Here is a 19,617-nt window from a genome sequence, read left to right as displayed (position 1 = left end):
CTAATATGATTTTAATTTAAAATCCCGGTATTGTATAACTGGTTTTGTGCAATTGCATTGAATGTAAATGCATTGAATATCGCACCAGTCAAAAATAATGTGACCCATTAGATATAAACTGCACAATAACAGACTTCTTTTTGTACGAAACCGACTTTTTAATTTTTAATGACGCCTGTAAGGTGATTAATGATGGACAGCAAACGCTATTGATCGTTAAAGGGCACAATCAAGTTAACAAACAGTGCAATAATTGAGTTGATGAAATTTTGGGGTAATTTCAGTTATTGGAGCGCCTCGTCAACTTACGCTAGTTTGTAAATCAAACCGGCAACGCTCAAGATTATCGTCATCCCGCTGACAACGTTATCCGGTCCATTGAAGAAGATGGCTCGGGTAAAATATGGATTAATACCTTTGGAACCGGTACATCTATTGTAAGATATGTTCAGCTACAGATAAATTATTGTTGCTTTTGAGCACCAAACTGCTAACTTAACTAATCTGCCAGCTTTGATTTAATATGTTGATCAAGAGATTACGATAATCCCAACCCATCTTCCGAGCGGCTAAAGCTGTCAAACTATCTTGATTACTCCGATGGGGCCTAGAAGGACCAGTCATGTTGGGCTTCATATTTAGGTCAAACATAAAGTATTCACCTTGTCTGTTCGCTCTACAATCTATTCGAATGGGAGCTTTCAGTTCAACCAATGTTGCCGCTTCAATGCAATTTGAGTAAAGATCTTTAACAAGTGAAGAACCCTCTTCCTGGTCTGTTAAGACCTGGCTGTTATAAATTACGGCAATGGTGCCGTTGTACGGTGCAATGCCGTTTTGATGGTTAAACCGCTTTACACCAGGAAGACACCACGGCATTGCCATTTTAATCTGATGCCCCTTAACTTCATAATTTCCCGATGGCATTACTGTAATAGTGATTTCCTCGCCAGACAAGTATTCTTCAATATAAACTGCAGTGCCAAATCGATCCTGTTTAAATAGCGCAGTCAAAACATTTCTATATTCACTCAAATCCGAAACTAAAGTCACACCTTCACTGCCACGCCCCCTAATCGGTTTGGCAACTAAAGGAGGTAAAACATCAGGCTTGGTATGTTTAAAGGAATCGTAGGTGATAAGCTCTGCTTTGGGAATGGGCAACCCACTTTTTCTCAGCATATAATTAGTATACCATTTATCATCATATTTATCCACTGCTGAGGGCTGTTGACCGACAACATGCAGGCCCAAGAACTGTTTAATCGGATGCTCTTGGTAGAGCACTGTATTTAACCAAATACAATCCGCACCAGCGCTAATAGCTTGCTGAATTCCAACATAAGTATCAGGAAACGTCCAATCCAAATCTTTCTCTATATCAGGATATTGTTCAGGCGTGACTACGCAAACGCCTGAATTTTGCAAAGTACAGGCTATATCTGCACTACTATCGGAATAGCCGCCCGGCTTCATGGGTTTCAGTATACCCTCTTGTGCCGGTGGTTGTTGTGCTTGGTACAAAACCGCAACTTTCATATTCTTACTATAGAAGTTTCCGGAACAAATGTATGCTTATTGAAATAAATCTGTTCAAATCATACATTAAGGGTTGTAATCCATTTTATAGACACAGATTACTGCCACCTATTAAGTTTTTGATTACAATAACGTATAGCATAGGTTCAGTTGAGTGATTACCGAATTTACAACAAAAATTACGCCTATCCCTGAGCAGCTGACAGAACACATGCAGCCTTCCTTTTTTGATGTTATCTTATTTGATTTCCTACTTACTGCTTTTATTAATTAATATAGTTAAGCAGTTATAAAGGCAAAAGTTGGTTTGCCTGCAGCCAATTATAAAGGTGATCCATCCATCTATCTTTTGTAGTGGCATTGTTCATACCATAGCCATGCCCGCCGCCTTGATATATATGCATTTCGGCCTTTACACCATGAGCATGCAAAGCATTAAAATAATTAATACTGTTGGTCACCGGTACTACTTTATCGTTTTCGCTGTGTATCAAAAATGCAGGCGGCGTGTCGGCAGTTACCTGCATTTCATTCGAATACTCCATTACCTTTTCGGCACTGGCATTCTCGCCGATCAGTGCCTTTTTAGATCCTTTATGTACCAAGCTGTCCTGAAAACTGATAACTGGATAAACCAATATTGAAAAATCCGGCCTCAAGCTAATCTTGTCAGGATTATCTACAACCGCTTTAGTGTAATGCGTTGATAACGTTGAAGCTAAATGCCCTCCGGCCGAAAATCCGGCAATGCCGATTTTGTTGGGTGCAATATGCCATTCTGCCGCACGCTGCCGCACTATTTGTATAGCACGTTGTGCGTCCTGCAACGGGCCAATCTCACGGTTTTGCATAATCTCGTCACTTGGCAGCCTGTACTTCAATACAAAGGCAGCTATACCCCGGGTATTTAACTCGCGCGCCACGTTGCTACCTTCATCGTTTACTACTAAGTATGAGTAACCGCCGCCAGGGAAATGATTACTGCGGTTCCGTTCGCTTTAGCTGGGGCGGGCAAAAACGCTGTGAGGGTTGGCAAAACAACCTTGCTTACTTTTTGTTAGATAAGCCTAACGGACGGTGGCGGGTTGCCGGGGTGTTACCTGTAAAATCCGGATACGGCGTATCAGTAACTTGGAAAAACCATTTAATTTGTGCAGGCGGCAGCAATGAGGCCGGGCACCTTCGCAAAGTATTTGCCGTATCATACCAAGCTGAAAAATTGGCTGTTGATACGTTGCCTGATTTACCCTTTGCACTTGCCAACAGTTCGGGCGCTATTGCCGGAAACATATTTTATGTAGCCGGCGGCATAACAAGCCTTGATGACAAGCGTTGTTCTACTGCGTTTTTGTCGCTCGACCTTTCCTTGCCAGCATCTAAACAGCATTGGAGGATGCTGGATACATGGCCTGGGCCACCACGTATGCTGGCCGTAGCAGGTTCTATTGATAATTCATTTTATTTGTTTAGTGGCGCCGAACTCGTAGACGCTGGCAATGGTACAAGTAAACGCCGGTATTTAGACGATGCTTACAAATACGAACCGAGTAAAGGCTGGCACAAACTTGCCAAAATGCCTTGGCCTGCAGTTGCGGCCCCTACCCCGGTTTACGCGTCGGGCGAAAGCATGCTGATCATTTTTGGAGGTGACGACGGGCAATTGGCTGAGCGCGCCGATTTAAAAGAAACCCATCCCGGCTTCAATGTGCATATATTAAATTACCTCGTCAAAAAAAATCAATGGGAAGTTAGCTCAAATATACCTGTCAGCAAAAATGATAACAGCATCACTAACCCTAACGAAAGTTTGTGGGCACCTGTTACAGTATCTTCGGTAATTTGGAACGGAAAAATTGTTTTTCCGGGCGGCGAAGTGCGCCCTGCTGTTCGTACACCGCGGGTACGGGTAGCCACCCCAGTTAAACGTTAAGCTATCAGCCATCAACATGAACAATTCCCAATCTAACACACCTGCTTACTCCTGGGCTTTGGTAGCCATGTTGTGGGTAGTTGCGTTTTTAAATTATTTTGACCGAAACCTAATCACATCCATGCACGACCCAGTTGTGGCCGACTTCAAGCTTAATGATTCGCAGTTTGGGCTTTTAACCACTATGTTTTTGCTGTCTTATGGCGTTCTGAGTCCGCTTGGCGGCTATTTTGCCGATAACTACGGTCGCAAAAAAGTAATCTGTTTTAGCGTTGCGGTTTGGTCGGCCGTAACGCTTTGGACAGGCTTTGTTGGTTCTTTTCATGAAATGCTGGTAGCCCGAGTGGTGATGGGTTTGAGTGAGGCCTGCTATATTCCGGCAGCCTTGGCATTAATAACCGAATACCACCACGGCAGAACGCGCTCACTTGCCACAGGTCTGCACATGAGCGGATTGTATGTCGGGCTTGCACTGGGTGGTTTGGGCGGCTTTATTGCTGAGTATTGGGGCTGGCGGCACGGTTTCCAATTATTCGGGTTGATTGGTGTTGCCTATTCTGTGGTGCTAGTGATTTTTTTAAAAGACAAGCCTATGCCGCAAAGCAACAGCAACACCGAAACTAAATCATCCAACTTATTCCAAATATTTAAAGAGTTGTTCGCAGTACGCTCGTTTTTGGTACTCATGTTTTATTTCTGTGTATTGGGCATTGTAAACTGGCTAATCTATGCCTGGCTCCCTACCTTTTTAAAAGACCATTTTCATTTGGGATTAGGTGAAGCAGGAATATCGGCAACGGGTTATATGCAGATTGGGTCTTTTGCAGGTATTTTGATAGGCGGCCTTGTTGCCGACCGCTGGTCGAAAATTAATGAACGCAGTCGTTTATATGTTGTTATCATAGGTTTTACTATTGGAGCTCCATTTCTGTTTTTAATGGCCAGCACGCACCTGTTGCTACTTGCCATTGCTGCTATGATTGTATATGGATTGGCACGTGGCTTTAATGACGCCAACCTGATGCCAATTTTATGCCAAGTGATTGATAACCGTTACATCGCTACTGGATACGGATTTTTAAATTTTTTAAGTACCATAGTCGGCGGATTGATGGTATACGCAGGCGGCATGTTAAAAGACGCTCAAATTGATCTTTCTGTTATTTACCAGGTGTCAGCCGTTTTAATGTTGCTGGCTAGCCTTTCACTTCTATTAGTAAAAGTTCAAACTCAAAAATTATCATCCGAATGAACGAAATAATTGGACACGATAACTACCGCTATCGCGTCAATAATAATTGGACCCAGGCTGATGCAGCAAAGTATCCTGTTAACAATTGTCATGAAATAGTTATAGCTAAAAATGGGTGGTTGTATATGATAACTGATGAGGTTAAAAACAACGTACTTGTTTATTCAAAGGATGGTCAAATTGTCTCTGCTTGGGGTAATGAATTTCCGGGTGGTCATGGCCTCACTATCCATGACGAAAACGGCACGGAATACTTATATATTACAGATACCGTACGACATGAGGTGATCAAGACAGATTTAAAAGGCCAGATTATTTCTGTTTACGGCTATCCTAAGCAAATACCAAATTACACCGCTGCTGAAGAGTACAAACCGACAGAAACCGCTGTTGCAGCTAATGGCGACCTATATATAACCGATGGTTATGGACACCAATTTGTTATACAATATGACCATGCAGGCAATTACATCAGGCACTGGGGCGGAAAAGGAACGAGTGATGAGCAATTTGATTGTGCCCATGGAATAGCCATTGATCAACGTTATAGCGAACCTACATTATTGATCACATCGCGCAATCATAACGCTTTAAAGCGGTTTACCATGAATGGGCAGTACTTAGAAACTATTTCGTTACCGGGATCTTTTGTTTGCAGGCCTGTTTTATACAATAAAAACGTATATGCTGCAGTGTTCAGGTCAGAACACAATCAAAATTTCGGATCGGGATATATTACCGTTCTTGACGAGCATAATTGTGTAGTATCTACTCCGGGAGGAACGGAACCTATTTATGTAGATGGCATACTACAACCACAAAAGCAAGCGCAGCAAGCTTTCATACATCCTCATGATGTATGTATTGATGCTGACGAAAATATTTACGTTACACAGTGGAATTCAGGTAAAATTTATCCTTCTTTTCTTGAAAGAGTAATTTAAAGTGATACATCTTATTCAGCTTAACCAATCAACTTTCAACCAGTTATCAGTTTTTCACAAAACCGAAGTTTAAGGGCAGAATATTAATTTTGCTGGTCCTGTTCTCCGCTTTTAAGAAAGCGGCGACGTGATTATAACGGGTGTTAAAGTTCGTCCACATTCCTTCGGCCACTCCCTTACCGATCATTTCTTTCAGTTCTTCATTGTGATTCCTGATTAGCATCATCAGGCCACGCCTGTGCTGTTCTGTGCCGCTGATGATGTCAACGATGGCCTGCGCAGTCAGGGCGCGGTCAGCCTCTTTAAAATTTTTGCTGGTAAATTCTCCTTTGCATGACATCCAAGTAAGCGTTCAGCTACCTGGCGTCTTCATTTTTCCAGTCGCACGGTTCGATTTACCGTTCCAGCGCGCTGATGACCAGGGGCGCTTTACCAACTTTTCCTTGGGTACACTGTCTACCGTTACTTTTAGGTAAACATACATCAGGTCTAATTCTTCATTTCGTTGTTTTATGAAGTAAAATAACGAAATGAAGCTTTTTTCTAACAAACCACTTTTTGGAGGTGAATAAACATTGAAATGAGGCTATAAAAAATCAAGATGCACATTTAGTCAATATACTATTGTACAAACTTTTATAAGCTTTCGTTATAACAGAATTATGTGATTACATGTGAGTTGCGATGTGTTTGAAAACAAAAAAAGCCCGTAAATTTTTAGATTTACAGGCTTCTATGAAGTTTTCTATCGTTGCTGGCGGTGAGGGAGGGATTCGAACCCTCGGTACAGTTTCCCGTACGTCAGTTTAGCAAACTGATCCTTTCGGCCTCTCAGGCACCTCACCTTTTTTAGAACTTATGCCCCGTTTTGGGTCTGCAAATATAGTAATTCAACTATACCATCAAAAAAAATTTCTATCAATTTTTAATAATCTATCCGCACGTGGTAAATACTCATCAGCATGCGTTTAAATATGGTTTTAATGGTTTCCAGATCTTTTAATGTAATATCACTGTCTTTCAATTGATTCTGATTAAGCTTGTAATTTACAATGCGGTCTACCAGTTCGCTGATCGATTTGGCATCGGGTTCTTTAATAGAGCGCGATGCTGCTTCAATGGAGTCTGCCAGCATCAAAACGCCGGTTTCTTTAGAGAATGGAATAGGCCCCGGATACCTAAAAATGTTCTCATCGATGAATTTTTCAGGAAAGTTCTTTAAAAACGACTGATAAAAATAATCGACCCGGGTGTTACCATGGTGGGTACGGATGAAATTAATAATGGCTTCTGGCAAATCAGCTTTCGTTGCAATATCAACTCCTTTGCGCACATGGCTAATTATAATCTGTGCACTTTCCTCGTAAGGCAGCTTATCATGGGGGTTGAATCCGGCGGTTTGATTTTCAATAAAGTATAGCGGATTTTCCATTTTACCAATATCATGATACAATGCCCCTGCCCTAACCAGTAAAGCGTTGCCACCAATGCTATAAATAGCGTTCTCAGCCAAATTAGCTACTTGTAGCGAGTGTTGGAAGGTACCCGGTGCCTTAAATGCCATTTCGCGCAGTAAATGTGCATTGGTATTAGTCAGCTCAATTAGTGTTAGATCAGATGTAATACGGAACACCTTTTCAAACGCATAAATAAGCGGGTAAGCCAGCAAGGTTAACATCACGCTCACTATAAACGGAAAAAACTCTATCCACTCGATGCTAGCAATGTCGCCTTCGCGGATGAACGAAATGCCTAAAAACGCAACCAGATAAGTTAGGGTAATTAAAAGTGCCGACGTTAAAAACTGTCCGCGACGCAGCAGGTTTTTGATGCTGTAAATAGACACCATACCCGCTGTAATTTCATAAAAAGCGAACTCAAAGCTGTTAGGCACATAAAAACCGGCAATCATAATTACCAATAAGTGAATGTTTAATGCCAGGCGGGTATCAAACAATATACGGATGATGATCGGTACAATGCAGTAAGGTATATAATACAGATTAGGTACCTGAAATTTAATAGCAGCCGAGAGCGTAGCTAACATAGCCGTTATAACCAACAGTATCAGCCCTACCATCCGGTTATCCTGGTAGATATCTTTACGGAACAGGTGGAGAAAAACAATCAGCAGCGTTACGGTGAGGCCTACCAAAAAAAACTGACCTAAAAAAACCAGCTTGCGGTTACCGTTTACCCGGGCGCTATCTTCAAAATATTTTTTGTAAGATAAGAGCTTTTGATATATATCGTCATTAATAACCGTTCCTTTTGCTACAATCAGCTCCCCTTTTTGCACCATGCCCTGCGTGGCCGATATGCCACTTAAAACATCATCTTTTAATTTGCCGGTCAGTTTATCATCGTAAATCAAATTATTTTGCAACCGGTTTTGCATTAAATCCAGCATAAATGCGCGGTCCAGGCCGCGCAGTGTTAGTTCTTCTTCAAAATAATTGATTGCCTTTTCTTTGGTATATAAAACCGAAGTATTCTTATCAGCAGCAATATTGTTTTTATTAACAACCGTAATGTTGAAATATTGGGTTACGGGTTCGCGCTTTGCCGTTGGGTTGAGTAACCCGGTCACATAAACGTGTGCTAACAGGACCTTGCCGGTTTCTACATATTTATCTTTAAGTTTTTCAGGAATGCCGGCGTTGGGCCATTTTAAATTAAAGTCATTTACAAATCCTTCAACTTGCTGCATCTGTACATCTTCATTGTACCGGTAAATAGGTGCAACATTTTGCAATACAGCAAGGCGGTCTTTTTCTAAATCAGTACTGGTTTTTAAAATGGCAAAATTGTAGGGAGCTACCAAATCGCTTTGATTCCAGATCCGTCCTTTTTCAAATTCGTACCTAAACTTGGTTTGTTTGGGTAAGGCCAGTATAATCAGGAATACACTAAGCAATATCATCAAAAATTTTATCCCGGTTGCGTATTTTCGCATTAGGGCCCTTTGACGTGATATACTAAATTTTGCCATTCAACAGTTAAATATCAAATATAGTGCGATTTTTACACCAAAATTGCGTTGCTGCAATTATAGCAACAAATAAACCTTTTAAAGTATCCGGCCTTTAATTTATAAACCTACTGCGCAAAATTAAGTTGTGCGGCAACGTTAACATTGATGATGAAAGCATGAGAAAAGCTTGGTTATTTTTCACCTTTATATTTCAATTTTTTGCGTGTTGGTTGTTTGCGCAAAAATACAACACACCCGACCAGCTCAACCAACTTCGCCCTTTTCAAGATAGCCTTAAACGCCTTGGCCTACAGATGGTTAATAACCAGAGCGATGTAGAACGAAAAAACGCTAATTACCAGTTTATACGCACATTAGTAGGAGCGCTTAAGGTGCCTAACTCATACGCTTTTAATTTCGATTCAGTTAAAACCATCAGCAACTTGCGCTCGCCTGATAACAAATTTAGGATCATGACTTGGTTTGTGCTGAACGAAGACGGCAGCTATCGTTTTTACGGCGCCGTACAACTTAATACTGGCAATAAACTGGCCTTGTTTCCGCTCGAAGATTACTCTCCTTTCTTAAAAAACCCCGCCGATTCGGTTACGGATTACCGTAAATGGTATGGTGCCGAGTATTATAAAATAGTACAGGTGAATGCCTCTACCCCATACTATGTACTATTAGGATGGAAAGGTAACACCGTTAAATCAACCAAAAAAATTATTGAAGCGCTTTGGTTTAAAGATGGCAAACCGGTATTTGGCCTACCTGTGTTTACTACGGGGACCACCACCCACCAGCGGGTGGTGTTTGAGTATAACCGCCAGGCATCCATGCTACTGCGGCATGTGCCCGAACAAAACCTGATTGTGTTTGATCACCTCTCGCCTCCCGACAGCAAAATGAAAGGACAGTTAAGTATGTATGGTCCCGATTTAACCTATGATGGGTTTAAGCTGATAAATGGCAAATGGGTATTAAAAGAAAACCTGGACATGCGCAATATACCGGCGCCAAGTGATATAGATATTCCTGATCCGAAGCAGCAGGCTGTTAAAGACCGAAACCAAATTAAAGTCAGGAAAAATTAGAATATGGCATTATTCCAGTAAAGCCAATTAAACCGTTATTACATCAGGACATTCAAATACAAAATTTGGTTTTGCCGGATAAATACTATTTTTAGAAAATTTTTTGATTAATTTAACCTGATGACCCAAGATACATTTACTGTAGATGAAAAGCTGGCGGAGCCTAAGTACCCCAGGAGTATTCCCTTTATTATAGGTAACGAAGCGGCTGAAAGATTTAGCTTTTATGGCATGCGCTCTATACTGGTTACCTTTTTGGTAGCGCAATTTTTTAATCCTACCGGTAACGCTGCCCTGCAAACTGTAGCCGAAGCAAAAGCCAATGAAAGCACCCACTTCTTTGTTTCTCTGGCCTATGCATTACCATTTGTTGGAGCTATAGCTGCCGACTGGTTTTTTGGCAAATACAAAATCATTCTTTATGTTTCTATTATATACTGTATCGGTCATTTGTGCCTGGCGTTGTTTGATACTGATTTAACCGGATTTAGATACGGCCTTATATTAATTGCTATTGGTGCAGGCGGCATTAAATCATGTGTATCTGCCAACGTAGGTGATCAGTTCGACAAAAGCAATCAAAGCCTTCTATCAAAGGTATACGGTTGGTTTTATTTTGCTATTAATGCAGGTTCGGTATTGTCAACTATTGCTATACCTTACATTTACGCTCATTACGGAGCTAAATGGGCTTTTGGTATCCCTGGTATATTGATGGCGATAGCTACTGCCATATTTTTTTCCGGACGTAAAATATATGTACGGGTACCGCCATCTGGAATTAAAAAAGATAACTTCCTCTTTATTTCTTGGTATGCTTTAACGCATGCAGGCAAAAAACAGCCGGGACAGTCTTTGCTTGATGTTGCCAAGGCAGAATACAATGCCGAGAAAGTGGATGGTGTAAAGGCAGTTTGGAGGGTAATGGCCGTTTTTGCTTTTGTTCCGATATTTTGGGCAATGTGGGATCAAAGCCTTTCAGAATGGGTATTGCAATCTAAAAAGCTTGATTTAAACATGTTTGGTTATCAGTTGCTACCAGAACAAGTACAAACTGCAAATCCAATTTTCTTACTTTCGTTCATCCCCATATTCAACTACTTTGTTTATCCGTTTTTTGACAAAATCGGCTTAAAAACCACACCGCTACGTCGCTTGGGCGCCGGTTTAGTTTTGACTGCTATGTCTTTTGTAATCATTGCGTTAATACAGCAAAATATAGATGCCGGACAACATCCGTCTGTTTGGTGGCAAATATTGGCTTATATGGTATTATCAGCCGGTGAAACCTTAGTATCCATTACTGGCTTAGAGTATGCTTATACTCAATCGCCAAAATCTATGAAGAGTACCATGTCTGCCATTTGGTTATTGACGGTAGCCGCAGGTAACCTGTTTGATGTTTACGTAAATAACAGCATTGCTAATCATGGCTTCTTTTCGCGTTTTGAGGGTGCAAGTTATTACTGGTTATTTGCCGGCATCATGACGGCTTTTATTTTAGTATACCTGTTTGTTTCTCCACGTCTTAAAGAGCGTAACTACGTAACTGAAGACGAAAATAAAGTAATTGCGGAAACGAACAATTTATAACAGCATATACTGTTTATAAGAGAGCAGGAAAGTAACCCTTTCCTGCTTTTTGCTTTTTTTAAAGCCGAAATATTTACTTTTGCCGTTCACAACCTCAACAGCCCGTGCCTGATAGCTTAGTTATCATACCTACTTACAACGAAAAGGAAAACATTGAACGCATGATCCGCAAGGTATTTTCGCTGCCCCATGATTTTCACTTGCTTATTATTGATGACGGCTCACCCGATGGCACCGGTAATATTGTTAAAAGACTGCAAGCTGAGTTTCCTGAAAAATTGTTCATCGAAGAACGCTCGGGCAAGCAAGGTTTGGGCACAGCTTATATTTTAGGCTTTAAATGGGCAGTCAGCTATAAATATGATTACATATTTGAAATGGATGCCGATTTTTCGCACAACCCTAATGATTTATTACGACTGCGCGAAACCTGTGCAGAAGGTGCAGATATGGCGATTGGCTCGCGCTATGTGAAGGGCGTAAACGTAGTTAATTGGCCCATGAACCGCGTACTGATGAGCTACTACGCTTCGGCCTATGTAAGGTTGATTACCGGAATTGAAATTAAAGACGCAACGGCCGGCTTTGTTTGTTACAAGCGCAAGGTACTGCAAACCATCAGGCTGGATAAAATTAAGTTTGTAGGCTATGCGTTTCAGATTGAAATGAAATACACTACCCTGAAACACGGCTTTAAAGTAGTAGAAATTCCAATTATTTTTACCGATCGTACAGAAGGTGTTTCTAAAATGTCTACCCGAATTTTCCGCGAAGCATTTTTAGGCGTGATTCAAATGCGGATCAACAGCGTCTTTCGTAAATATCCGGAGGGAGAATAAGCGGCTTATGATTCATAAGGTAAGTTGACTTTTTTTAGGTTGTTCGTCCTGTTTTTTATTTTCATGGCAATCGACAAGTAAACTAATCAACTTTTGCACTAATCAGCTACTGAACGAGTAAACCAATGAACTAATCAATAACTTAACCACTCAACCTACCTGCTAAAAACCTATCTTTGTAATTGCAAAGTGTTCTATCGCTGCCCGGTTTAGGCCGGGCGGAGGAAAGTCCGGGCAACACAGAGCATCCTGCTTCTTAACGGGAAGGCGCCCTGCAGCGGGCGACAGCCAGTGCCACAGAAAATATACCGCCCTTAACAGGGTAAGGGTGAAAACGTGAGGTAAGAGCTCACGGCAGGTACAGGTAACTGTATTTGCGGTAAACCTCAGGAGTTGAAAAACCAAATAGGTCCCAAAATGGAAGTTGCTCGCTTCTGTGTGCTGTGTAAACAGCAACGTTGGGATGGGTAGGTTGTTAGAGCCGGTTAGCAATAGCCGGTCCAGATTAATGATAGAAACTGCCTTTGGGCAGCACAAAACCCGGCTTACAGCTTTGCTGCTGCTTTTATCCCTTATTGTTGTACAATAAGGGATACTTTTTTTAAACCAAATGCTAAAGTGTTTGTTTTACTATACGAATTCCTATACTTTAGCGGCTGAAACAGACTACCTCCTGAAACAACAACATGGCAAAAATTTTAATTATTGACGACGAGCGCGCAATTCGTAACACCCTGCGCGAAATATTAGAGTACGAAGATTTCCAGGTAGAAGACGTTGACAACGGTATTGACGGACTCCAGCTCATACAAAAGAACGACTACGATTTAGTGCTGTGCGATATCAAAATGAATCGTATGGACGGCATGGAGGTACTTACTGAAGGTTTAGTGATTAGACCTGATCTGCCTTTTATCATGATATCGGGCCATGGTACGGTAGAAACAGCAGTAGAGGCCAGTAAAAAGGGAGCCTTCGATTTTATTTCGAAACCGCCTGATCTTAACCGTTTATTAATTACTGTACGCAACGCGTTAGATCGCGGTAGTTTGGTAACCGAAGCTAAGGTATTAAAAAGAAAAGTTTCTAAAGTTCGTCCCATTTTAGGCGAATCACAGGCCATAGTAAAAATTAAAGAAACAATAGACCGTGTTGGTCCCACCGAAGCCCGCGTATTGGTTACCGGTGCTAATGGTAGCGGTAAGGAGTTAGTGGCCCGCTGGCTGCACGAAAAATCACACCGCAGTAATGGGCCTATGATAGAGGTAAACTGTGCAGCTATCCCATCTGAGTTAATTGAAAGCGAACTTTTTGGTCACGAAAAGGGTTCATTTACTTCGGCTGTTAAACAACGCATCGGTAAATTTGAATCTGCTAATGGCGGTACTTTATTTTTGGATGAGATAGGCGACATGAGCCACTCGGCACAAGCCAAAGTACTGCGTGCCTTGCAAGAAAGCCGCATTACCCGCGTAGGCGGCGAAAAAGAAATTGAGGTTGATGTACGTGTAGTTGCGGCAACCAACAAAGACTTATTGAAGGAGATTGAAGACGGCAATTTCCGGATGGACTTGTACCACCGCCTTAGCGTTATTTTGATACATGTACCACCACTGATTGAGCGCCGTGATGATATCCCATTGTTAGCGACCAGCTTTTTGGATGAAATTTGCAACGAATATGGTATGCCGACCAAGCGGATTAGCGATGCCGGCTTAGAAGCATTAAAAGCACTGCCCTGGACAGGTAATATCCGCGAACTGCGCAACATGATTGAGCGCTTAATTATCCTGAGCGATAAGATCATTACCGATGGTGACGTTAGAGCCTTTGCCAATCCGTCAGCACCGGTTACGGTAACTGCCGGAGCAGCGCCTGCCCCGCAAACAGACTACGAACAGTTTAAGAATTTTCAGGAGTACAAAGACTTTGCCGAACGCGAGTATATCAAATTTAAACTCGAAAAAAACAACTGGAACGTTTCTAAAACAGCAGATGACATTGACATACAGCGAAGCCATTTATACAGTAAGATTGAAAAGTTTGGATTAAAAAGGGGTGAATAACCCCTTTTATTTTTAGCCTTAATCAGACTCTAATTAACTTGTAATACAATGGCAATTACATGGTGTAATTGCGCTTCTTTCTAACAGCTTTTTTAAAACAATTAAAGTAATTTAGCATTGCTTAAACGTAAATTTATCTGAGCTATGTTCAACTTCCGTAACTGTCTTTTTTCGGCGGCAATACTTTTTTGCCAATGCACCCCAAATAATGAGCATCAGGGTCAGAGTAAAAGCCAGGCAACTCCGTCTAATGATACGGTATATACTTATAAAAAGCCGTCGCCCAACGGCATTGGTAAAATTTATAAAGGCCGCGAAATAGCAAAGGTGATAAGTTTTAGCGGTGCTGGTTGGCTGGAGCGCGATACCCGTAACCAGGAAGAAAACGTTAACCTGGCGGTTAAATACTTACCGGTTGATCAAAAAAGCGTGGTTGCTGATATTGGTGCCGGCACAGGTTTTTATACGTTTAGAATTGCACCTAAAGTAAATAAGGTGGTTGCTATTGAACTGCAGGATGAAGCTTTGGATTATTTGAAAGAGCGGGCCAAAAAACTAAAGCAATCTAATGTTGAAGTAGTTAAGGGAAGCGAAAAAGCACCTAACTTACCAGACGGAAGCATTGACCTGGCGCTGATGGTAGATGTTTACCACGAACTTGAATTTCCGCATGAGTACCTGCAAGCTTTGTATAAAGCTTTAAAGCCAGGTGGTAAAATAGTTTTGTTAGAATATAAAGGCGAAGATCCCGAAATTCCTATTAAAGAGCTTCATAAAACCACGACTAAACAAATAAGCAAAGAGTTAACGGCTAACGGCTTCTCTTTCATTAAAGACAAAACAGGGTTGCCAATGCAGCACTTTCTGATTTACCAAAAGTAAGCAACAAAATGAGCCGTCAGCATCCGCTTTATTTAACTGTCAAACTTATTCAGTAATTTCAATAAGGTTTCAAAATCTTTGGGGTAAGGTGCGTTAACTACCACTTGTTTCTCAGCATCTACCTTAAAGGTTAACTCGTGCGCGTGCAGCGCAAAGCGTTTCATGATGGGCAATTCCTCCTGGTCTTTGCCTAAGTGATACTTGCGTTTTAGTTGAGATAAAAACACTGGCTTACCTTTATACATCTCGTCACCGGCTATAGAAGCCCTCTGCGTAGCCAAATGAATACGAATTTGATGCATGCGCCCTGTTACCGGCCTGCACTCTACCAAAGTATAATGCTTAAAATATTGTAGTGATTGAAACCAGGTTTCGGCTCGCTTACCATCCTGCCGACTGATAGACACTGTGCCTTTGCCGGTATTTAATATTGGTAAATCAACCAGCAAGTTATCAAATACATGGGTGCCTTCAATTACGGCATGATACACCTTTTTAACCTGCCGGCGTTCAAACTGCATAGACACCAGGCGGTACGCTTCCGGGTTTTTGGCAATGATTAACGCACCCGATGTTTCTTTATCTAAACGGTGACAAATTTGGGCATCTTCCCAATAGCTTTTGGCCAGCCTGAGCATACTGATTTCGCTGCTACCTTCTCCCCGCTCATCGAGCGAGCTGATGAATGGTGGCTTGTTAACCACAAAAAGGTTATCATCTTCGTAAATAATCAGGTCGGCAAACTTTGGAATTTTCATATTTTAAAACAGAGCGCAAAAGTACGCTTATTCTATTTAAATGCTAAACCCGAATTTTGTTTGCCTGGAATATGTAGGCTTACTGCCAGCAAACAATACTGACAACTGCTTAGTTGATATTATAATTAACAAAATGCTATTATCATTTCAAGACGTTTAACATGAGTAACAAATCAGCAAGACCGGTAAAAACACACGAAGAAAAACTGATTGAAAAGGCTAGCAAAGCCATTAAAGACATTTGGCCGCATGAATTGGATGCTGATTCGGGAAAAGTAAAAAGTTCAGAGAACGCAAAAGCGCAAGAAGAACAGGTCAAAAAGCAATCTGAAAGCACCCAAAATGCCGATACAGGTAAGCAGCTACCTTTGGCTGCTAAAAAATTGGATAAACAGCGGGCCGCTAAATCAAAGAATGCGATTAATAAAAAGGAAGCAGAAAAGCGTTGATTTAAATGATAAGATATTTTGAACCGACACAATGACGGCCATTGAATATGTTTGACTACATGATATTATATCGAGCTTACTGGTTATTTTTAGTCACCGCACAATATTTTCATAATAAATAAACTTTTTATTTTCTAATTAGGTTAAGGTTATATGAAAAGATTCTTCATCTACCTTACTAATATGATGGCAGTTACCTGGATGGTATTTGCTGCGCAACCTGGACATGCTCAGGCCCCTAAACTGCAACAGGTTTATGCCGACAAAACATATCAGTTTACCGGCGTTGCTATATCAGCCAAAAATCGTTTGTTTGTTACTTACCCGCGCTGGTCGTCTATTTATAAATATGCAGTGGTAGAGGTAATGCCCGATGGCACTGCAAAACCCTTCCCTGATGCGGCCATGAATAGCTGGCAACCCGGACAAGACGGCATGAATAAATGGGTTTGTGTGCAAACGGCTTACGTTGATGATAACGATTATCTATACATTGTTGACCCCGCCGCACCAATGCTGGCCAAAGTAGTGGATAATAGCGCCAAAGTGGTTAAATTTAACCTTAACACTAATAAAATTGAAAAAGTATATCGCTTTACCGGCACTATTGATAACAGCAGTTATATAAACGACATTAGGGTAGATACTGAAAAGCAGATGGCCTATCTTACTAATTCAGGTACTGGTGGCATTGTCATTCTTGATTTAAAAACAGGCAAATCGCGCCAGGTATTGCAAAGCCACAAATCGGTTAAACCCGACCCCAATTATAAATTTGTGATTGATGGTCATCAACTGATGAAACAAGGCCAGCCTGCAGTGTTTAACTCGGATGGTATTGCCCTAAGCCCAGACCGTGCCTGGTTATACTACAAATCTATCAATGATAAAAAGTTGTACCGCATCAAAACCGCATCACTGTTAGATGAGAAACTTACCCCGCAACAATTAGGCGGCGAAGTAAAATACCTGGGCGAAATTGCCAGCACCGATGCCATGATTTTTGATAAAAAGGGCAACTTATATTTTGGCGATATGGTAAACTATCGCATGATACAGATTACGCCCAATTTAAAAGCTCATACGTGGTTTAAAAGTTCAAGTCTGATTTGGCCAGACACCTATTCTATCTCTAAAGATAACTTTTTATACATCACCACGTCCCAAATTCAAAAGCAACCCGACTTTAACAACGGCGTTAACAAGCGCACTGAACCTTACAGAGTGTTCAAAGTGAAATTACCATAATAAAAAGTAAAAGCACAAGATACATAATATGTAATTCTATAAATACAAATGTATGTATTTATAGAATTACATAAATACAACTGTATGACTATTTAACAGATTGACTGTGTTCTTGATTCTGTGTTCTTTACTCCCAAAATTCACTCTGCCTGAAAAGGGTTAAAATTGCGCTGGCCTATTTCCATACCCGCGGCTCGGCAAACGGTTTTATTGCCGAACTTGAAGTTGATATTATCCATCGCCTTGTATAGTTTAATCTGCTCTTCGTTATCTTCAAACAAATTAATCTGGTAACTGCCACTGCATAGCTGGCTTAGCTTAACACCGATCAGCCGGATAGGCCGATGCTGATTCCAGGCCCGTTTGAGCAGGTTTTTGATGCCGGGTATTAGTATGTGTTCGGCAGATGTTAACGCAATTTTCTCTTGTAGGGTATGCGTCTCAAAGTTATTGAACCTGATTTTGATGGCCAGGCATGATGCCAGCTTGTTTTCGCTGCGCAGCTTAAACGCCAATTCTTCGGTCATGGATACCAACATGGTTTCCAGTGTGCGCTGATCAGCGGTATCCTGATGAAAAGTATGTTCGGTAGAAATAGACTTGCGCTCGCTATGCGGAACAATTTCACTGTAGTCGATGCCTTGGGCCTTTTCCCAAATATATTTGCCTGCCCGGCCAAATACACTTTCTAAAAAACGCAGGTTACACTTTTGCAGGTCACCTATTTTTTCTACACCGTATTGGTAAAGCTTTTCGCAGGTTTTTTCGCCCAGCATGGGTATTTTGCTGATGTTTAGCGGAGCCATAAATTCCTTTTCACGTCCATGTTCAATTCGGAGTTGCCCATTGGGTTTGGCTTGGTTAGTCGCCATTTTAGCTACCGTTTTGCTGGAAGCCATCCCAAATGATATAGGCAGGCCCGTTTCTGTAATAACCTGCTGCCTTAAGTCTGTCGCTAATTGGTAAGGGTCGTAAAAACGATCCATTCCGGTTAAATCAATATAAAACTCGTCTATTGAGGTTTTCTGATATAGAGGTACCGAATTATGAATGATTTGGGTAACCTCGCGTGATGCCTCTGAATACCGGCCATGGCTGCCATGTAAAAATATGGCGTGTGGACAAAGTTTGTAAGCCTTTGCACTTGGCATGGCCGAATGTATACCATACTGCCGTGCTTCATAACTGCACGATGCTACTACTCCCCTGTCTTTTGATCCGCCAATAATGACCGGTTTGCCAATTAAATCCGGATTAATTCGACGTTCAACCGAAACAAAGAATGAATCGAGATCGATGTGTACAATGTGCCGTTTAAATTCCACCTCACAAATGTGAAGAAACAAATTTTAAAATACTAATATTTTTAGCAATTTTGTTTCATCAACAACGACTTTATGAACAAGGATTATTTATTTGTGATACCGCCGTCTGACGCTGTTTATTTACAGGTGAGTCGTTACAAGAGTAAAGTAGCTGAGATTATAGGTGATTACGACGGCATGAATTCAAAAGCACATATAACAGTGCAGAATATTGCTAAAAAGGACCCATTAGAGGTTGAAGTAGCTCTGCAAACTATCAAAAAAAGAATGTCAGAATTACCGTGTATTAGCATAGGTGTCAACGGCTTTAATTATTTCCAGCATGGAGAAACCATGACCATTTATGCAGCAATTAAAGGCTCATACCAGATTGATAACTGGTTTCATTCCTTAAAAAAATGCTTCGGAAAATGTACACTGACAGTCCCGCATATTACTGTAGCAAGAAGTCTATCTATTGACAAATTTTTGAAGCTGTGGCCAAAATTCAGACAGCTTACTTATCAAGACACTTTTAGTGCAGATAAAGTACTGGTATTTGAAAAAAACACTATTGCAGATGGTAAAGGTTATGCATTAATTGACATTATCTACTTTAAAAACGAACAAAATGCAGTTCGGTTAACCTAATTTCATGTTGTTAAAAAAACATGTACGCGCCATAAATAAACTTTTCAAGTTGAGCATCAACCGCTTAACAGCAAGTTTACATTTAGTTACT

General features: G+C 41.1%; 17 protein-coding genes, 1 tRNA gene and 1 other RNA gene. 12 read left to right on the top strand and 7 right to left on the bottom strand.

Going from position 1 to position 19,617, the window contains the following annotated elements:
- Positions 1-495: 495 nt before the first annotated feature.
- Together AAGR14_RS07795 and AAGR14_RS07790 are read right to left on the bottom strand one after the other, a co-directional pair.
- Positions 496-1,539: an ATP-grasp domain-containing protein gene (locus tag AAGR14_RS07795; RefSeq protein WP_342648026.1), complete on the bottom strand. Its 1,044-nt coding sequence runs from the start codon at positions 1,537-1,539 to the stop codon at positions 496-498.
- A gap of 287 nt (positions 1,540-1,826) precedes the next feature.
- Positions 1,827-2,462 (bottom strand): alpha/beta hydrolase, encoded by a 636-nt coding sequence (locus AAGR14_RS07790; protein WP_342648025.1) that lies wholly within the window; start codon positions 2,460-2,462, stop codon positions 1,827-1,829.
- A 29-nt stretch (positions 2,463-2,491) separates the two neighbouring features.
- On the opposite strand from AAGR14_RS07790, the gene AAGR14_RS07785 reads away from it, so the two are divergent.
- Genes AAGR14_RS07785 through AAGR14_RS07775 form a run of 3 tightly spaced genes read left to right on the top strand, consistent with a single transcriptional unit; the run spans position 2,492 to position 5,665 of the window.
- On the top strand, positions 2,492-3,469 hold the full coding sequence (locus tag AAGR14_RS07785) for a galactose oxidase (protein WP_342648024.1): 978 nt from the start codon (positions 2,492-2,494) through the stop codon (positions 3,467-3,469).
- A gap of 16 nt (positions 3,470-3,485) precedes the next feature.
- Complete coding sequence (locus tag AAGR14_RS07780; protein WP_342648023.1) at positions 3,486-4,721, top strand: MFS transporter; 1,236 nt, start codon at positions 3,486-3,488, stop codon at positions 4,719-4,721.
- The gene (locus AAGR14_RS07775; protein WP_342648022.1) at positions 4,718-5,665 is read left to right on the top strand and encodes a 6-bladed beta-propeller; all 948 of its coding nucleotides are present in this window, start codon (positions 4,718-4,720) and stop codon (positions 5,663-5,665) included. Before AAGR14_RS07780 ends, AAGR14_RS07775 begins: the two co-directional genes overlap by 4 nt.
- A 46-nt stretch (positions 5,666-5,711) precedes the next feature.
- On the opposite strand, the gene AAGR14_RS07770 is transcribed toward AAGR14_RS07775, so the two are convergent.
- From AAGR14_RS07770 to AAGR14_RS07760, 3 genes are all read right to left on the bottom strand, one after another.
- Positions 5,712-6,005, bottom strand: a complete 294-nt coding sequence (locus AAGR14_RS07770) for a hypothetical protein (RefSeq protein ID WP_342648021.1) — start codon at positions 6,003-6,005, stop codon at positions 5,712-5,714.
- Positions 6,006-6,420: 415 nt separating this feature from the next.
- Positions 6,421-6,510, bottom strand: a tRNA-Ser gene (locus tag AAGR14_RS07765).
- Between the two features lie 80 nt (positions 6,511-6,590).
- Positions 6,591-8,621, bottom strand: a complete 2,031-nt coding sequence (locus AAGR14_RS07760; RefSeq protein WP_342648020.1) for an HDIG domain-containing metalloprotein — start codon at positions 8,619-8,621, stop codon at positions 6,591-6,593.
- 194 nt (positions 8,622-8,815) lie between these two features.
- Here AAGR14_RS07760 and AAGR14_RS07755 point away from each other — a divergent pair, with 194 nt between their 5' ends.
- The 6 genes from AAGR14_RS07755 (at position 8,816) to AAGR14_RS07730 (ending at position 15,116) form a co-directional block, all read left to right on the top strand.
- On the top strand, positions 8,816-9,736 hold the full coding sequence (locus tag AAGR14_RS07755; protein ID WP_342648019.1) for a hypothetical protein: 921 nt from the start codon (positions 8,816-8,818) through the stop codon (positions 9,734-9,736).
- A gap of 120 nt (positions 9,737-9,856) precedes the next feature.
- Complete coding sequence (locus tag AAGR14_RS07750; protein WP_342648018.1) at positions 9,857-11,329, top strand: POT family MFS transporter; 1,473 nt, start codon at positions 9,857-9,859, stop codon at positions 11,327-11,329.
- Positions 11,330-11,433: 104 nt separating this feature from the next.
- Entirely contained in the window at positions 11,434-12,168 is a 735-nt protein-coding gene (locus AAGR14_RS07745) for a polyprenol monophosphomannose synthase (protein WP_342648017.1), read from the top strand.
- Positions 12,169-12,349: 181 nt separating this feature from the next.
- An RNA gene (rnpB, locus tag AAGR14_RS07740) (RNase P RNA component class A) lies at positions 12,350-12,732 on the top strand.
- A 122-nt stretch (positions 12,733-12,854) separates the two neighbouring features.
- Positions 12,855-14,234: a sigma-54 dependent transcriptional regulator gene (locus AAGR14_RS07735; RefSeq protein ID WP_342648016.1), complete on the top strand. Its 1,380-nt coding sequence runs from the start codon at positions 12,855-12,857 to the stop codon at positions 14,232-14,234.
- Positions 14,235-14,378: 144 nt separating this feature from the next.
- Complete coding sequence (locus AAGR14_RS07730; RefSeq protein WP_342648015.1) at positions 14,379-15,116, top strand: class I SAM-dependent methyltransferase; 738 nt, start codon at positions 14,379-14,381, stop codon at positions 15,114-15,116.
- A gap of 32 nt (positions 15,117-15,148) precedes the next feature.
- Here the strand turns inward: AAGR14_RS07730 and AAGR14_RS07725 are convergent, their stop codons facing one another.
- Positions 15,149-15,874 (bottom strand): RNA pseudouridine synthase, encoded by a 726-nt coding sequence (locus AAGR14_RS07725; protein WP_342648014.1) that lies wholly within the window; start codon positions 15,872-15,874, stop codon positions 15,149-15,151.
- Positions 15,875-16,035: 161 nt separating this feature from the next.
- Here AAGR14_RS07725 and AAGR14_RS07720 point away from each other — a divergent pair, with 161 nt between their 5' ends.
- Both AAGR14_RS07720 and AAGR14_RS07715 read left to right on the top strand, forming a co-directional pair.
- Positions 16,036-16,323 carry a hypothetical protein gene (locus AAGR14_RS07720; RefSeq protein ID WP_342648013.1) on the top strand — a complete coding sequence of 96 codons (288 nt, stop codon included), beginning with the start codon at positions 16,036-16,038 and terminating at the stop codon, positions 16,321-16,323.
- A gap of 153 nt (positions 16,324-16,476) precedes the next feature.
- Positions 16,477-17,571, top strand: a complete 1,095-nt coding sequence (locus AAGR14_RS07715) for an L-dopachrome tautomerase-related protein (RefSeq protein WP_342648012.1) — start codon at positions 16,477-16,479, stop codon at positions 17,569-17,571.
- 140 nt (positions 17,572-17,711) lie between these two features.
- Here AAGR14_RS07715 and dinB read toward each other — a convergent pair whose 3' ends face one another.
- A complete protein-coding gene (gene dinB / locus AAGR14_RS07710; protein ID WP_342648011.1) occupies positions 17,712-18,896 on the bottom strand; it encodes a DNA polymerase IV in 1,185 nt (394 codons plus the stop codon).
- A 72-nt stretch (positions 18,897-18,968) separates the two neighbouring features.
- Between dinB and AAGR14_RS07705 the strand changes: the two genes are divergently transcribed.
- Positions 18,969-19,526 (top strand): 2'-5' RNA ligase family protein, encoded by a 558-nt coding sequence (locus AAGR14_RS07705; protein WP_342648010.1) that lies wholly within the window; start codon positions 18,969-18,971, stop codon positions 19,524-19,526.
- Positions 19,527-19,617 lie beyond the last annotated feature (91 nt).

This window comes from Mucilaginibacter sp. CSA2-8R, from assembly GCF_038806765.1.
In the GTDB taxonomy this organism is placed as follows: Bacteria; Bacteroidota; Bacteroidia; order Sphingobacteriales; family Sphingobacteriaceae; genus Mucilaginibacter.
The sequence above is the reverse complement of the archived record's forward strand: the minus strand, read 5'-3'. Positions and strand labels throughout refer to the sequence as shown.

Excerpts from the sequence above, each read along its gene's own strand:
- AAGR14_RS07775 (WP_342648022.1), top strand. The coding sequence starts at position 4,718 with ATGAACGAAATAATTGGACACGATAACTACCGCTATCGCGTCAATAAT.
- AAGR14_RS07720 (WP_342648013.1), top strand. The coding sequence starts at position 16,036 with ATGAGTAACAAATCAGCAAGACCGGTAAAAACACACGAAGAAAAACTG.
- AAGR14_RS07755 (WP_342648019.1), top strand. The coding sequence starts at position 8,816 with ATGAGAAAAGCTTGGTTATTTTTCACCTTTATATTTCAATTTTTTGCG.
- AAGR14_RS07770 (WP_342648021.1), bottom strand. The coding sequence starts at position 6,005 with ATGTCATGCAAAGGAGAATTTACCAGCAAAAATTTTAAAGAGGCTGAC.
- AAGR14_RS07750 (WP_342648018.1), top strand. The coding sequence starts at position 9,857 with ATGACCCAAGATACATTTACTGTAGATGAAAAGCTGGCGGAGCCTAAG.
- AAGR14_RS07725 (WP_342648014.1), bottom strand. The coding sequence starts at position 15,874 with ATGAAAATTCCAAAGTTTGCCGACCTGATTATTTACGAAGATGATAAC.
- AAGR14_RS07730 (WP_342648015.1), top strand. The coding sequence starts at position 14,379 with ATGTTCAACTTCCGTAACTGTCTTTTTTCGGCGGCAATACTTTTTTGC.
- AAGR14_RS07785 (WP_342648024.1), top strand. The coding sequence starts at position 2,492 with ATGAGTAACCGCCGCCAGGGAAATGATTACTGCGGTTCCGTTCGCTTT.
- AAGR14_RS07715 (WP_342648012.1), top strand. The coding sequence starts at position 16,477 with ATGAAAAGATTCTTCATCTACCTTACTAATATGATGGCAGTTACCTGG.
- AAGR14_RS07760 (WP_342648020.1), bottom strand. The coding sequence starts at position 8,621 with ATGCGAAAATACGCAACCGGGATAAAATTTTTGATGATATTGCTTAGT.
- AAGR14_RS07705 (WP_342648010.1), top strand. The coding sequence starts at position 18,969 with ATGAACAAGGATTATTTATTTGTGATACCGCCGTCTGACGCTGTTTAT.
- AAGR14_RS07780 (WP_342648023.1), top strand. The coding sequence starts at position 3,486 with ATGAACAATTCCCAATCTAACACACCTGCTTACTCCTGGGCTTTGGTA.
- AAGR14_RS07795 (WP_342648026.1), bottom strand. The coding sequence starts at position 1,539 with ATGAAAGTTGCGGTTTTGTACCAAGCACAACAACCACCGGCACAAGAG.
- AAGR14_RS07735 (WP_342648016.1), top strand. The coding sequence starts at position 12,855 with ATGGCAAAAATTTTAATTATTGACGACGAGCGCGCAATTCGTAACACC.